Annotated in this window: 10 protein-coding genes; 2 read left to right on the top strand and 8 right to left on the bottom strand. The window is 71.3% G+C overall.

The window, feature by feature from the left end:
- Nucleotides 1–3 precede the first annotated feature (3 nt).
- Nucleotides 4–1,695: an ABC transporter ATP-binding protein gene (locus ACFYPG_RS06900; protein WP_387350918.1), complete on the bottom strand. Its 1,692-nt coding sequence runs from the start codon at nucleotides 1,693–1,695 to the stop codon at nucleotides 4–6.
- Between the two features lie 50 nt (nucleotides 1,696–1,745).
- Nucleotides 1,746–3,452 (bottom strand): ABC transporter ATP-binding protein, encoded by a 1,707-nt coding sequence (locus tag ACFYPG_RS06895; protein ID WP_387350916.1) that lies wholly within the window; start codon nucleotides 3,450–3,452, stop codon nucleotides 1,746–1,748.
- A 150-nt stretch (nucleotides 3,453–3,602) separates the two neighbouring features.
- Between ACFYPG_RS06895 and ACFYPG_RS06890 the strand changes: the two genes are divergently transcribed.
- Both ACFYPG_RS06890 and ACFYPG_RS06885 read left to right on the top strand, forming a co-directional pair.
- Entirely contained in the window at nucleotides 3,603–5,282 is a 1,680-nt protein-coding gene (locus ACFYPG_RS06890) for a bifunctional 3'-5' exonuclease/DNA polymerase (protein ID WP_387350773.1), read from the top strand.
- 262 nt (nucleotides 5,283–5,544) lie between these two features.
- Nucleotides 5,545–6,138 (top strand): NTP transferase domain-containing protein, encoded by a 594-nt coding sequence (locus ACFYPG_RS06885; RefSeq protein ID WP_355009720.1) that lies wholly within the window; start codon nucleotides 5,545–5,547, stop codon nucleotides 6,136–6,138.
- 165 nt (nucleotides 6,139–6,303) lie between these two features.
- Here ACFYPG_RS06885 and ACFYPG_RS06880 read toward each other — a convergent pair whose 3' ends face one another.
- From ACFYPG_RS06880 to ACFYPG_RS06855, 6 genes are all read right to left on the bottom strand, one after another.
- Nucleotides 6,304–7,713: a GH1 family beta-glucosidase gene (locus tag ACFYPG_RS06880; protein ID WP_355009721.1), complete on the bottom strand. Its 1,410-nt coding sequence runs from the start codon at nucleotides 7,711–7,713 to the stop codon at nucleotides 6,304–6,306.
- A complete protein-coding gene (gene yicI, locus ACFYPG_RS06875; RefSeq protein WP_357223127.1) occupies nucleotides 7,710–9,941 on the bottom strand; it encodes an alpha-xylosidase in 2,232 nt (743 codons plus the stop codon). Before yicI ends, ACFYPG_RS06880 begins: the two co-directional genes overlap by 4 nt.
- A complete protein-coding gene (locus ACFYPG_RS06870; RefSeq protein ID WP_355009723.1) occupies nucleotides 9,938–10,825 on the bottom strand; it encodes a carbohydrate ABC transporter permease in 888 nt (295 codons plus the stop codon). The genes yicI and ACFYPG_RS06870 overlap by 4 nt, the downstream gene beginning before the upstream one ends.
- Before the next feature lies 1 nt (nucleotide 10,826).
- Nucleotides 10,827–11,795, bottom strand: coding sequence for a sugar ABC transporter permease (locus ACFYPG_RS06865; RefSeq protein ID WP_357260446.1), 969 nt, complete (start codon nucleotides 11,793–11,795; stop codon nucleotides 10,827–10,829).
- Between the two features lie 69 nt (nucleotides 11,796–11,864).
- Complete coding sequence (locus ACFYPG_RS06860) at nucleotides 11,865–13,169, bottom strand: extracellular solute-binding protein (RefSeq protein ID WP_355009725.1); 1,305 nt, start codon at nucleotides 13,167–13,169, stop codon at nucleotides 11,865–11,867.
- 76 nt (nucleotides 13,170–13,245) lie between these two features.
- Nucleotides 13,246–14,277: a LacI family DNA-binding transcriptional regulator gene (locus tag ACFYPG_RS06855; RefSeq protein WP_355009736.1), complete on the bottom strand. Its 1,032-nt coding sequence runs from the start codon at nucleotides 14,275–14,277 to the stop codon at nucleotides 13,246–13,248.
- Nucleotides 14,278–14,624 lie beyond the last annotated feature (347 nt).

The raw sequence follows: 14,624 nt of genomic DNA, 5'->3' as shown, positions 1-14,624 counted from the left end.
GCCTCACCGCTCGTCGACGCGGGTGTGCCAGGAGCGCCACAGCGCCGCGTACGCCCCGCCGGCCGCTACCAGCTCGTCGTGGCTGCCGATCTCGGTGATCCGACCGTCGGCGAGCACGGCGACCCGGTCGGCGTCGTGCGCGGTGTTGAGTCGGTGCGCGATCGCGATGACGGTCCGCCCGACCAGCACGGCGGCCAGCGCGCGTTCGGTCCGGCGGGCGGTGGACGGGTCGAGCGCGGCGGTCGCCTCGTCCAGGATCAGCGTGTGCGGGTCGGCGAGCACCAACCGGGCCAGCGCGAGCTGTTGGGCCTCGGCCGCACCGAGTTGACGGGCCCCGTCGCCGAGCTGGGTGTCCAGGTCGTCAGGGAGCTCGGCGAACCACCCGGCGCCCACCGTGAGCAGCGCGGCGCGCATCTCTTCGTCGGAGGCGTCGGGCGCGGCGAAGGAGAGGTTGTCGCGTACCGAGCCGATGAAGACGTGGTGCTCCTGGGTGACCAGGGCGATCCGGCGGCGTCGCTCGGCCGGGTCGAGGTCGGTGATCGGGCAGCCGCCGATGGTCACGACGCCGTGGCGTGGCGCGTCGATCCCAGCCAGCAGCCGGGCCAGGGTGGACTTGCCGGCGCCGGACGGGCCGACGACGGCCAGCCGTTCACCGGGCTGCACCTCCAGGTCGATGCCGTGCAGCACGTCCGGCCCGTCGGAGTAGGAGAACCGGGCGCCACTGACGACCAGCCGCTCACCCCGTGACGAGGCGTTAGTGCCTGGCGCTTCCGGCGGGACCATGCCCACGCCGAGCAGTCGCGCGTACGACGCGAAGCCGCGTTGCGCCTGCTCGGTCCACTGCAACAGGCGGTCCAACGGGTCGATCGCCTGCTGCAGGTAGAGCGCGGCGGCGACCACCGCGCCGAGCGACACCATGTCCCGGGAGAGCAGGTAGCCCCCGACGAGCAGGACCATGGCGACCGGCAGCGGATAGCTGGCCTCGACGACCGAGAAGAACACGGTACGCAGCGCGAGGGTCGCCCGACGGGCCCGCCACACCGCTGTGACGCGAGTGGTGCCATGCCGGATCCGGTCGTCGGCCAGCCGCAGCGCCTCCACGGTGCGCGCGCCCTCGGCGGTGGTGGTCAGCGTCTCGGTCAGCTCGGCGGCCGCCGCGCCCTCGGTGAGGTACGCGGAGCTGGCCCGGCGCAGGTACCAGCGGGTCACCGCCACGATCGACGGGAGCCCGGCCAGCGCGGCCAACCCGAGCAGCGGGTGCAGCAGGAAGACGGCCCCGAACAGCAACGTCAACTGCACCGTGGCGATGACCATGGTGGGCACCACGTCCCGGACGGTGGTGCCGACCGTCGACACGTCGACCGAGCTGCGGGTGGCCAGGTCCCCAGAGCCGGCACGCTCGACGACCGAGACGGGCAGCCCGAGAGTCCGGGAGACGAACTCCTCGCGCAGCTCGGCGACGGCCCGTTCGCCGAAGCGGTGGCCGGCGTACTGGGCGTACCGGGAGAGCAGGGCGCTGACCACGACGCAGCCGGCGATGGCCAGTGCCAGCCGGTCCACTGTCGCCACGCCCGCGCCCGCGGTGACCCGGTCGACGATGGTGCCCAGCAGCCACGGCGGGGCGAGCCCGGCGACCGCGGCGGCGCTGTGCAGCGCCAGCACGACCCCGACGGCGCGCCGGTGCCGGCTGATCATGTCCCGCAGGGCGCGGCGTACGGTGCCACGGTCGGCGACCGGCAGCCGGCTCACCGGTACGCCTCCTCGCTGCCGCGGGCCACCAGGTGCCGGTAGGCCGGGTCGTCGTCGAGCAGGTCGGCGTGGCTGCCGGTGGCGGTGACCCGGCCGGCGCTGAGAAGCGCGACCACGTCGGCCCGGCCGAGCAGCAGCGGCGACGTGGCGATCACCACTGTGGTCCGCCCGGCCCGCGCGGCCCCCAGCCGCTCGGCGATCTGCGCCTCGGTGTGCGCGTCCACCGCCGACGTCGGGTCGACGAGGATCAGCACCTCCGGTTCGCTGCTCAACGCCCGGGCCAGGCGCAGCCGTTGGCGTTGACCGCCGGAGAGCGTCCGGCCTCGGGCGTCGATCGGGGTGTCCAGCCCGGCGGGCAGGGCGTCGACGACGTCCTGCGCCGACGCGGTCCGCAGGGCCGCGCCGACCCGTTCGTCATCGTCGTCGGCCCCGGCTTGCAGGATGTCGCGCAGGGTGCCGGCGAAGAGGTAGGAGTCGTGGTCGGCGACGAGGATCCGCGCGCGCACCTCGTCCAGGGCGACCTCGCGCAGCGGCCCGCCGCCCCAGGTGACGTCGCTGGCCACGTACCGGCCGAGCCGGTCGGCCAACGCCACGGCCGCCGCCGGGTCGTCCACCGCCACCCCGGTCAGGTGGCCGGCGCGCACGGTCAGGCCGGTCACCGGGTCGTGCAGGTCGGCCGGGACGTCCGGCCCGGCCAGGTCGTCCGGCCGGCGTGCCTCGGGCACCGCGCCCGGCCACCGGCGGCCCGGGCCACCGACGTCGTCCGGTGTCACGTTGAGCAGGTCGGCGATCCGTCGGGCGGCGACCCGGCCGCGAATGAGCTGGTAACTGCCCTCCAGCAGAAACCAGACCGGCACGATCAGGGTCGCCACGTAGCCGTAGACGGCGACCAACTCGCCGATCGTGACGTCGCCGGTCACCGCCATCCGGGCCGTCAGCCACACCACCGCCGCCAGGAACAACCCGGGGATGGCGACCGTCGCCGCGTCGATCCAGCTGTTCACCGCGCCGACCCGGTAGCCCTCGGCGCGCAGCTCCTGGGACCGGGCCGCGTACCGCCGGGCGAACAGGTCCCGGCCGCCCACCCCGGCGAGCACCCGTAGCCCGGCGACGATGTCACCGGATCGGGCGGTGAGCGCGCCCTGTTGCCGGCGGTAGACCGATTCGACCTGCTCCAGGCGGCGCAGCAGCGGCCCCACGATCAGACCGACCACCGGCACCCCCACCAGCACGCAGACCGCGAGCATCGGGGAGACCGACCAGAGCACCACGGCGATCACCCCGTACGCGATGACAGCGCCGACGCCGGGCCCGGTCAGCGTCAGCACCTGCGCGGTCCAGTCGATGTCGGAGCCGCCGATGGTGGACACCTCGCCCGCCCCGACCCGGCGGGGCAGCACCGCGCCGATGCGGGACAGGTGGCGCAGCAGAACCTCCGCCGAGCGGGCCTTGGCGTCCTCCCGGAGGAAGGTCATCGTGCGGTGCCGCATGATGCCCAGGTAGGACAGGGCCACGCCGGCGACGACGATCGCCGCTACCCAGAGCGCCAGCGCCTGGGTGTCGCGTTCACGCAGCCCGTCGTCGACGGCGCGGGCGATCAGGTAGGGCCGGGCCGAGAGCCCGATCATCCAGGCCGTGCCGATCAGGCTGCCGCGCAGCACCCGCCAGGGTTGGCAGCGGACGAGCCACCAGAGGTAGCGCATCGGACCGCGGGCGTCGGGGGTGCCGGGATCGGGATGCGGGATCTGGGGAGGCACCCGATCACGCTACCGACCGGCCCCGACAGCCCACCGGCCCGACGACCGTGAGGTGCGCCTCCGTTCCTGTCGGACGGGAGAGGCAGAATCACGTTCGTGCTGGTGGCGGTGGTGTCCGACGAGCGGGGTGGGGGAGTGCTGTGCCCGCTGGACGCCACCGGCCGGCCGACCGGCCGACCCGAGGTCGTCACCGATCTGGTCGCCGCGGTCGCCGCCCGCGAGGCCGCCGAGCACCCGCGCTGGGTCTGGTCGACCGCCACGGCGCTCTACCCGACGCTGTTGCGCGCCGGCGTCCGGGTCGATCGGTGTCACAACGTGGAGTTGACCGAGGCGTTGCTGCTCGGGCACGTGGGCCGTTGGGGTGAGCCCCGCTCGCTGGCCGCCGCCTGGGCCCGGCTGACCGGCGCGACGGTGCCGCCCGACCCGCCGCTGCGCGTCGCAGCGCCACCCGGGCACGGGCAGGGCGCGCTCTTCGACACAGTGCCCGGTCCGCCGGGCCCGGGCATCGAGGCACTGACCCAGGTGTACGCCGACCAGCTCACCCGCGTCGCCGCGACCGAGCATCCCGGCCGGTTCCGGTTGCTGGTGGCCGCGGAGTCGGCCGGCGCGCTGATCGCGGCGGAGATGGGTGTCGTCGGGCTGCCCTGGCGGGCCGACGTGCACAACGAGATCCTGCACGAGCTGCTCGGCGAGGCGTCCCCGGTCGGTGGTCCGCCACGCCGACTCGCCGAGCTGGCCGCCCGGATCGCCGACGCGCTCGGCGTACGCGGCCTGCACACCGACTCTCCGGCGGAGCTGCTGAAGGCGTTCGCCCAGGCCGGGGTGGAGCTGCCCAACACCCGGGCCTGGGTGCTGCGTGGGGTGGACCATCCGGCGGTGCCGCTGGTGCTGGAATACAAGGAGCTGTACCGGATCTGGACGGCGCACGGCTGGTCCTGGCTCGATCAGTGGGCCCGGGGCGGCCGGTTCCACCCGGAGTACGTGCCGGCTGGGGTCGTTTCCGGCCGCTGGGCCACCCGGGGTGGTGGCGCGTTGCAGATTCCCAAGGTGATCCGCCGGGCGGTGGTGGCCGATCCGGGCTGGCGGTTGGTGGTCGCCGACGCCGGCCAGTTGGAGCCCCGGGTGCTGGCCGCGGTCTCCGGCGACGCGCGGTTGGCGGCGGCGGGCGGTGCCGGCGACCTCTACGCGGCCCTGGCCCGGGACTCGTTCGGCGGTGACCGGGCCAAGGCCAAGGTGGCCCTGCTCGGCGCGATGTACGGGCAGACCGGCGGGGCCGCGGTGCCCGCGTTGGCGGTGCTGAAGCGCAGTTACCCGACGGCGTTCGGTTACGTCGAGGCGGCGGCGCGTACCGGTGAGACGGGTGGGCTGGTGCGGTCGTGGCTGGGGCGGACGTGTCCGCCCGGCTCGGTCGGGTTCGGTGATCTCGACGACGAGCCCGCCGACCCGGAGCGGGCGGGTGATCCGCACAGTCCGCGGGCGCGTGCCGCCCGGTCCCGGGGGCGCTTCACCCGCAACTTCGTCATCCAGGCCACGGCGGCGGAGTGGGCCTCCACGTTGCTGGCCACGCTGCGGACGGAGCTGTCCGGCACCGACGCCGAGCTGGTCTTCTTCCAGCACGACGAGGTGGTCGTGCACGCGCCGGCCGGTCAGGCGGACGCGGTCGCCGAGGCTGTCAACCGGTCGGGCGAGCGAGCCTCCGCGCTGCTCTTCGGTGCGACGCCGGTCCGGTTCCCACTGGACCTGTCCATCGTCGACTGCTACGCCGACGCGGCCTGACCCGTGCTCGCGCCATGATCAAGTGACGAAAAGTAGGTTCCAGGAGCCCTCCCGACCTACTTTTGATCACTTGATCACGGCTCGCGTCAGGGGTGGCAGCGGAGCGGAGCGGCTGCGGTCCGGTGTATAACGGTTGTGCTATTTCTCCTTTTCGCCCCGCCACCCCTGGCTGGCGCTCCTCGTTGCAGTGTCCGTAGGAGGGGGCGGATCGGTCGCGGTCGCTCCCATGCTTGAGGGGGCGCAGCTGAACGGGATCGCAGGAATGATCATCGCCGCAGGCGGGGGACGACGGATCGGTGGTCCCGAGGCGTTGCTGCACCAGGGCGCCAAGCCGCTGGTGAATCAGATGATCGACACGATGACCGAGGCGGGCTGCGAGCAGATCGTGGTCGTCCTGGGCGCTGCCGCCGAGCAGGTCCAGGAAACCGCCGACCTGGGCAAGGCGACCGTTGTGATCAACAAGGCGTGGGGCACCGGGGTCGGCTCGTCCATCCGGGCCGGCCTGGCCGCCATGGACGACGAGGGGATCGAGGCGGTGGTGGTGGTGCCGGTCGACATGCCGGGCCTGACCGCCGAGGCGGTCAGCCGGGTGGCCGCGCTGCCGTACCCGGACGTGCTGGTCTGCGCCACCTACGACGGGCTGCGCGGCTACCCGATGCTGTTCGGCCGCCGGCACTGGCCCGGCATCGCGACCCTGGCCAGCGCCGACGTCGGCGCCCGGCCGTACCTGTTGGCGCACAAGGACCAGATCGTCGACATCGCCTGCGACTCGGTGGCCGACGGCAGCCGGGTCGACACTCCGGAGCTGATGGAGATGTACGGCCTGACCGTCCCGCCGCAGCGCGTCGGGGTCTAGCCGCCACGCCGCTCGTCCGCCCTCGCCGATCATGGAATTGTGGTGCCCATTCTGGGGGGGCTAATGGCGACTTTGTCACCCACCACAACTCCATGATCGGCGCGGCAGGGCGCGGGGCGCGGGGCTCCGGTCGACCGCCGTGACACCTGCAGTGTCGCGGCGTGTCTACTCCGCCGCCTGGTCCAGCTCGCCGGTGTCGGCGAGACGCTGGTACCAGTGGGCGCTGTCCTTCCAGGTGCGTACCTGGGTGTCGTAGTCGACCCGGATGATGCCGAAGCGACGGTCGTAGCCGTAGCCCCACTCGAAGTTGTCCAACAACGACCAGACGAAGTAGCCGCGCACGTCCGCGCCCTGCGCGCGGGCGTCGGCCATCGCGCCGATGTGCCGACGCAGGTAGTCGATCCGACGTTCGTCGTGGATCCGGCCGTCGGCCGACACCACATCGTCGAACGCCGCGCCGTTCTCGGTGATCATCATGGGCTGGTTGGGGTATTCGCGCTGGAGGCGCAGCAGCAGCTCGGTCAGCGCCGGCGGGTCGATGTTCCAACCCATCGCCGTGTACGGGCCGGGCTGCGGCAGGAAGTCGACGTTCTCCGCGGCGACCCACGGCGTCGAGGTCGACGCGCCGTGCCCGTCGGCGTCGGAGCGGGCCGACACCCCGTCCCACGCCCGGACCAGGGTGCTGGAGTAGTAGTTGACCCCGAGCACGTCAAGCGGCACCGCGATCAGCTTCTCGTCGCCCTCGCGCACGAACGACCAGTCGGTGACGGAAGCGGTGTCGGCCAGCAGGTCGGCCGGGTACTCCCCGTCCAGCATCGGGCCGAGGAACGCCCGGTTCGCCAGCGCGTCGATCCGCCGGACCGCGTCCTGGTCGGCCGCCGAGTCCGACGCACCCCGGATGACGTGCAGGTTCAGGGTCACCGACAGCTCGGCGGACGGGGCCAGCTCCCGGACCACCCGACCGGCCAGGCCGTGCGCGAGGTTGAGGTGGTGCACCGCGGCCAGCGCCGCCGCCGGCTCGGTCCGACCCGGCGCGTGCACGCCGGAGGCGTAGCCCAGGTACGCGGAGCACCACGGCTCGTTGAGCGTCGTCCAGGTGTGCACCCGGTCGCCCAGCGCACCGACGATGCCCGCCGCGTACTCCTGGAAGCGCAACGCGGTCTCCCGCGCCGCCCACCCGCCGGCGTCCTCCAACTCCTGCGGCAGGTCCCAGTGGTACATGGTGGCTACCGGGCGGACGCCCCGCTCCAGCAGCCCGTCCACCAGCCGCGAGTAGAAGTCGATGCCGGCCTGGTTGAACCGGCCCGAACCGCCCGGCTGCACCCGGGGCCAGGAGATGGAGAACCGGTACGCACCGAGCCCCAGGTCGGCGATGTGCCCGAGGTCGTCGGCCCACCGGTGGTAGTGGTCGGCGGCCACGTCACCGGTGTCACCGTTGAGGGTTCGACCCGGTGTGTGGCTGTAGGTGTCCCAGATGGACGGTCCGCGCCCGTCCTCGGTCGCCGCGCCCTCGATCTGGTACGCGGCCGTCGCCGAGCCCCAGACGAAGCTCTCCGGGAAGTGGTGTTGCGTCATCGTTCCGTCCCCTGGATCTCGCAGATGTAGCCCGTCGAGGTGCCGGCCACCAGTTCGGCGCTGACCGTCCCACCCTCGTAGCGCACGTCGAACTCGGCACCCGGCCCGTTGCCGGGTGACGGTACCCGTACCCGGGTCCGCTGCCCCTCGGCCGGTGCGTACACCCGCAGCCGCACATCGTCGGCCCACTCGTAGTCCGGTCGGTCGGTGCGCGAGCCGAACGGGATGACCGCGCCCGGTCGGGCCAGCACCGGCAGGCTGTCGAAGCAGTGCTTCTCGGTCAGCCAGGCCGGGCCGGTGACCTGCGCGCCGGTGACCAGGTGCGTCCAGGTGCCGGCGGGTACGTAGTACGTGACGTCGCCGTCGGCGCTGAGCACCGGGGCGACCAGCACGTCCGGGCCGAGCATGTACTGCCGGTCCAGGTGCGTCGTCGCCGGGTCGTCCGGGAACTCCAGGAACATCGGGCGCATCACCGGCGTCCCGTCGCGGTGCGCCTCCTGGGCGGCAGCCGCCAGGTACGGCATCAGGCCGAGCTTGAGGTGCGTGAAGTGCCGCAGCACGTCCACGGACTCCTCGTCGTACGCCCACGGCACCCGGTAGGAGCCGGACCCGTGCAGCCGGGAATGAGAGGAGAGCAGCCCGAAGGCGACCCACCGCTTGAACACCGCCGGGTCGGGAGTGCCCTCGAAGCCGCCGATGTCGTGGCTCCAGTAGCCGAAGCCGGAGGCCGCCAGGGACAGCCCGCCGCGCAGCGACTCGGCCATCGCGACGAACGTCGACTCGCAGTCGCCGCCCCAGTGCACGGGGAACTGCTGCCCGCCGGCGGTGGCCGAGCGGGCGAACAGCACCGCCTCGCCCTCGCCGCGCTCGGTCTCCAGCAACTCGAAGACGGCCTTGTTGTAGAGGTACGAGTAGTAGTTGTGCATCCGCTGCGGGTCCGAGCCGTCGTGCCACACCACGTCGGTCGGTATGCGCTCACCGAAGTCGGTCTTGAAGCAGTCGACGCCCATGTCCAGCAGGGCCTTGAGTTTGCCGGTGAACCAGCGGACCGCGTCCGGGTTGGTGAAGTCGACGAGCGCCATGCCGGCCTGCCACTTGTCCCACTGCCAGACCGAACCGTCCGGGTTGCGGACCAGGTAACCGGCCTCGCGGCCCTCCTCGAAGAGGTACGAGCGCTGCGCGATGTACGGGTTGATCCAGACGCACACCTTCAGGTCGCGCTCGTGCAGCCGGCGCAGCATCCCCTCCGGGTCTCCGAAGGTCGCCGGGTCCCAGATGAAGTCGACCCAGTGGAACTGACGCATCCAGAAACAGTCGAAGTGGAACACCGACAACGGCAGCCCCCGCTCGGCCATCCCGTCGACGAACTCGGTCACCGTCTTCTCGTCGTACGAGGTGGTGAACGAGGTTGACAACCAGAGGCCGTACGACCAGGCGGGGATCCGGGCCGGACGGCCGGTGAGGGCGGTGTAGCGGCGCAGCACGTCCTTCGGGTGGGGTCCGTCGATGACGTAGTAGGTGAGCGACTGGCCCTCGACGCTGAACTGGGTCTGAGCGACGACCTCGGAGCCGACCTCGAACGACACGTGCTCCGGGTGGTCGACGAAGACCCCGTAGCCGGCGCTGCTCAGGTAGAACGGCACGTTCTTGTACGCCTGCTCGCTGGCGGTGCCTCCGTCGGCGTTCCAGATGTCGACGGTCTGCCCGTTCTTCACGAACGGGCCGAAGCGCTCGCCCAACCCGTACACCGTCTCGCCGACACCGAGGGCGAGCCGTTCGTGTACGTGCCGGCGGCCCTCGGCGTCGGTGACGACGCCGATGCTGCGTGCGGTGGACGCGGTGACCAGCCGGTCGCCGTGCAGGAAGTCGACCCGCCACCCGTCGATGAGCGCGACCCGCGCGGTCAGTTCACCGGTGGTCAGTGTCGCGCTGAGCCCGGTGACGTCGACGGTGACCGGATGGGTGTCGTCGGTGCTCAGCCCGAAGTGCGGCTCGCGGGGCAGCCCTCCGGTGTGGTGGGCGATGGTCACGCCGATGACACCGGGGGCGGGGGAGAAGAACCGGACGGTGACCAGGGGGCGGTTGAGGGTGTCGCCGCGGCCGGTGATCTGACCGGTCGGTGCGAAGACGGTGAAGCCGCGCTCGTCCGGCTCGACCGACTCCACGATGCCGGGGCGCAGGACGCTGACGCCGGGGCGCAGCTGCCAGTACCCGTCGGTGAACTTCACTTCTCGGCTCCTGCCGTGATGCCGCGCGCCAGAGTGCGCTGGAAGATGAGGAAGAAGAGGATGGCCGGCACCAGGCTGATCAGCGCGCCGGCGTTCGTGGTCGGGGCGTCCATCAGCCGGTCGCCCTGCAACGACGCGAGCGCGACCGGAATGGTCTGCGTCTGGTTGTCGATCAGCATCACCAGCGGGATGAGGAACTCGTTCCACGTCCAGATGAAGAAGAAGATGAGCAGCACCGCGAGGGTGGGCCGCAGGTTGGGGAAGACCACCCGCCACAGCACCGTCCACTTGCCGGCGCCGTCCAGCGCGGCGGCCTCCAGCAGCGAGCGCGGGAACGTGCCCATCACCGAGGCGAGCAGGTACGTGCCGAACGCGCTCTGGATCACGGTGAAGATGATGATCACCGAGAGCTGGGTGTTGTAGAGGCCGACCTGCTTCGCCGCGTAGTACAGCGGGTAGATCAGCGCCTCCTGCGGCAGCATGTTGGCCAGCAGGAAGAGACCCACGATCCACAGCCGGCCCCGGACCCGGCCGATGCCCAGCGCGTAGGCGTTGAGCAGTGACACGGCGACGCCGAGCACTGCCACCGAGCCGGCGATGACCGCCGAGTTCCAGAACTTCAGCGGGAAGTTGACCTCGGTCCAGTACGTGCGCAGACCCTTGGTGTAGAACTCCGTCGGCCAGCTCAGCGGGCCGCCCGACGAGTAGTCGCCGGGCGACTTGAACGCGTTGAGCAGCATGAACGCGAACGGCACCAGCATGACGAGCGCGCCGAGGGTGACCAGGGCGAGCACCACCCAGCGGCTGACGCCACGGTGGTGTCGATCGCGTACGGGCCGGGCCGGCGTCACCGGCGCGGGGCTCGGTGTGAGCGTGACGGCCATGTCAGAACCCCCGGTCCCGGCGCTCGCTGCGGGCCTGCATCCAGATGAAGACCCCGGCCACCACCACGATGATCAGTGTCAGCACCGTGGAGATCGCGGAGCCGTAGCCAACCTGCAGCTTCTTGAAGAACGTGTAGTAGGCGAAGTAGCTCGGCACGTTCGTCGCGTTGTCCGGACCACCCCGGGTCAGCGCGAAGATCGGCCCGAACACCTTCAACGCGGCGATGGTGCAGGTCAGGGCCACCACGAAGGTCTCCGGCCGGATCTGCGGAAGGGTGATCGCGCGGAACCGGTGCAGCCAGTTCGCGCCGTCGACCTCGGCCGCCTCGTACAGCTCGGGGTCGACCCGCTGCAACGCCGCCATGAAGACGACCACCGGGTAGCCGATCTGCACCCAGATCATCACGGCCATCACGGCCGGCAGGGCGGTGCCCGGGTCCCCGAGCCAGTCATGGCGTAACGCGCCGAGACCGACCACGTCGAGAAGGCTGTTGAACGCGCCGTCGGGGCGCAGGATCCAGCCCCAGACGATGCCGGCCACCACGACGGGCAGCACCTGCGGGAGGTAGAACGCGGCCCGCAGCGCGGCGGCGGTGCGGGGCTTGAACCGGCGGCCGACGACGTCGAAGAGCACCGCGGCGAGCAGCAGCCCCAGCACCGTGGGCACCACCACCATCGCGACGAGCATCCAGACGGTGTTGCGGAACGACGCCCAGAACACGTCGTCCTGGAGCAACTGCCGGTAGTTGTCCAGGCCGACCCACCGGGGGTCGCCGATGCCGGACCACTTGGTCAGCGACAGGTAGAGGGTGCCGACCAGCGGCGCGCCGATGACCAGGAGAAAGAGCACCGCTCCGGGGAGCAGGTAGAGCCAGTACGCCGCGTTGCGGCCGCGGCGTCTGCGGCTGGGCGCGGGCGGGGTGGGGGTCGCGGCCGGCGGTGTGGCGGCGACCGTCTCGGAGACTGCCATGGAAGATCCTTCCCGGCGGGGTGGGCGGGCGCGCACCGGTCGTGCCGGTCGCGCCCGCCGCTCGCCGTGTCACTTGCCGGTGATCTCCTTGACGCCATCGGCGTACGGCTTGGCGATCGTGTCGAGAACCTGGTCGGGCGACTTCGAGCCGTTGATCAGACCCTGGAAGCCGGAGACCAGCACGTCGTAGTAGCCGGGGACCGGCCAGTCCGGGTAGAAGGCGAGCCCGTCGGACTTGCTGACCGTGTTGAAGTCCTCGATCAGCTTGCGGTCCTTCGGGTCGCTGATCTTCGACGCGTCAGCGGCGACCGGAACACCACCGTTGTTGCCGATCAGGTCCTGGATCTCCGGACGCAGGGTGATGTCGATGAAGTCGTACGCCAGGCTCTTGGCCTTGCTGTTCTCCGGGACGACCCAGAGGTTGCCGGAGGAGCCGGCCTGCAGGGTGTTGCCGGGGAAGAGGAAGGTGTCCCAGTTGGCCTTCATCTCGGTCTTGAACCGGCCGTACCACCAGCTACCCGAGACGATCATCGGAACCTTGCCGCCGATGAAGGCGGTGCCCATGTCCTCGGCCTTGAGGCTGGCCGAGTTCTTCGCGACGTAACCCTTCTGCACCCACTGGGCGAAGGTGTCCGCGCCGTACTTGAGCGGGTCGGCCTTGAAGTCGACCGGGTTCTTGTAGAGCTGGTAGTTGTCGACGAACTGCCGGTCGGCCTTGGAGAGGGCGAGCTGGTAGAAGAGCTGCCCGGCCGGGTACTCGGCGCCGGCCATGCCCAGCGGGGTGATGCCCTTGCCGACGAAGGTGTCCATCGCGGCGGTCATCTCCGCCATCGAGGTCGGGACCTTGACGCCGTTGCTCTGGAACAGGTCCTTGTTGTAGTAGACGGTGACGTACTCGCCGTAGTTCGGCACGCCGAACCACTTGCCGGAGCCCATCACGCCCTTGTCGCTGTACCGGGCGGTGGTCTGCAGGCTGGGGCTGAGCTTGCCGGCCCAGCCGCGCTTGTCGGCCTCGCTGCTCAGGTCGGCCAGCAGGCCCTGGGAGGAGAGCAGCCCGGCGGTCGCGTTGCCCTTGTTGTACTCCATGATGTCCGGGCCCTCGGACGAGTTGATGATCATCCCGGCGTTCTGCTGGATCTGCTCGAACGCCTTGCGCTCGAAGCGCACCTCCACGCCCGGGTGCTCGGACTTGAAGATCTCGATCGCCCGGTCCCAGCCGACCCCCATGGCGCTGTTCTCGCTCTCGTAGTGCCAGAGCTTGAGGGTCTTGGCGTCACTGTCGTCCCCGCTGTCACCACCGCCGCACGCGGCCACGGTGGTCGTCGCCATCGCCGCCAGGGCGATCGCGGCGACGAGCCGGTGGAATCGCTGCATTAGCATCCTCCTCGTTGAGTATCTAGCCGGTACTTCACGGGGCCCGTCGTCGCGTTGCAGCGCGGCGGCGGGCCATTTACTGATCGGCCCCCATCAGCTGGTGACTTCGGGGCACGGCGGTCGACCCACGAATCTCCAACGCGCACGGCAGCAGTTGCTGGTGACGAAGGTCAGCGGGGCCATCCAGCTGGCGCGTCAGCGCCTCGATCGCGATCCGGCCGAGCGCCGAACCGGGTGACGTCATCGCGGTCAGCGCCGGGGTGGCCAGCTCGGCGACCTGCGGCGAGGTGACCATCGAGACGACGGACACGTCGTCGGGCACTGACAACCCGCGGCCGGTCAGCTCACCGAGAATGCCGAAGATCGCCGTCTCGTTCATCGCCAACACCGCCGTCAGCTCCGGGGCCTGCGCGAACGCGGCGGCCAGGGCAGCCCGCCCGCCGGCGGCGCTGTCCTCGGCCGCGATCATCACCGGCTCCAGGCCGTGCCCGGTCATCGCCGCGCTGAAGGCGTCACGGGTACGCAACGCCGGCCCGTAACCGCTGGCCAACGTCGCGGCCGAGTGGTTGACGTAGACGATGCGCCGATGCCCGAGGCCGACCAGGTGCGCGACAGCCTCCCGAACGGTCTGGTCGAAGTCGATGTCGACGTAGGAGAGCGTGCTGGTGTCGCCCGTGCGGCCGATCAGCACCAGCGGCACCCCCGCCTCCTGGAGCACAGTGACCCGCTCGTCAGCCAGCTGGACCTCCATCAGCACGACCCCGTCGAGCATCCGCTGACTGGCCAGCCGACGCAGGTCGTCGAGGTTGCCCCCACCGACCGGCGAGAGCACCAGGTGGTAGCCGGCGACGCTGGCCGCGGCGGCGGCACCGGTGACGAACGCGGTCTCGGTGGCACCGAGGCCACGCTCGTCCATCGGCATCAGCAGGCCGAGGATCCGGCTGCGGCGACTGGCCAACCCACGGGCCATCGCGTTGGGCTGGTAGTCGAGCTGCGCCATCGCGGCGAGCACCTTGTTACGGGTGGCCTGCGAGATCGGCCGGGTGCCGGTGAGCACGTACGAGACGGTGCTGACCGAGACCTGTGCGAGGCGGGCGACGTCGTGCATGGTGGCCACCGCGCACCTCCTCCGGCCTGGGGTGGGACCGCTCCCGAACTTCGTCGAAGCGTTTCGACGAAGCGGTTCGACAGGACGCTAGGCCACCTGTTACGGCGACGTCAATAGCCGATGTCGAAAAGAATTCAGGGGCGCGCGAAGCCCCGCGCCCGTCCCTCCCGAGCGCCCTGCCCCCCTCCCTCCCGAGCGCCCTGCGCCCGGCCAGGCTGGAAGGGCGCCGGGCCCTCGCCCAGCCCGCGCCGCGCCGCGCGCTACTCCTGGTGGGTCGACGCCGCGCCACACGCTGCCCCCGTTCGGTCCGCGCCGGTCCCGGTCCCGGTCCGCGCCGGTCCCGGTCC

The organism is Micromonospora sp. NPDC005553 (assembly GCF_042871765.1).
Taxonomy (GTDB): domain Bacteria; phylum Actinomycetota; class Actinomycetes; order Mycobacteriales; family Micromonosporaceae; genus Micromonospora.
This window is presented reverse-complemented; position numbering and strand designations above follow the sequence as displayed.

Bases quoted from the DNA above. Each gene is read 5' to 3' on its own strand.
- ACFYPG_RS06855 (WP_355009736.1), bottom strand. From the start codon at position 14,277: ATGCACGACGTCGCCCGCCTCGCACAGGTCTCGGTCAGCACCGTCTCG.
- ACFYPG_RS06885 (WP_355009720.1), top strand. From the start codon at position 5,545: ATGATCATCGCCGCAGGCGGGGGACGACGGATCGGTGGTCCCGAGGCG.
- ACFYPG_RS06860 (WP_355009725.1), bottom strand. From the start codon at position 13,169: ATGCAGCGATTCCACCGGCTCGTCGCCGCGATCGCCCTGGCGGCGATG.
- ACFYPG_RS06870 (WP_355009723.1), bottom strand. From the start codon at position 10,825: ATGGCCGTCACGCTCACACCGAGCCCCGCGCCGGTGACGCCGGCCCGG.
- ACFYPG_RS06880 (WP_355009721.1), bottom strand. From the start codon at position 7,713: ATGACGCAACACCACTTCCCGGAGAGCTTCGTCTGGGGCTCGGCGACG.
- ACFYPG_RS06900 (WP_387350918.1), bottom strand. From the start codon at position 1,695: ATGATCAGCCGGCACCGGCGCGCCGTCGGGGTCGTGCTGGCGCTGCAC.
- ACFYPG_RS06865 (WP_357260446.1), bottom strand. From the start codon at position 11,795: ATGGCAGTCTCCGAGACGGTCGCCGCCACACCGCCGGCCGCGACCCCC.
- ACFYPG_RS06895 (WP_387350916.1), bottom strand. From the start codon at position 3,452: ATGCGCTACCTCTGGTGGCTCGTCCGCTGCCAACCCTGGCGGGTGCTG.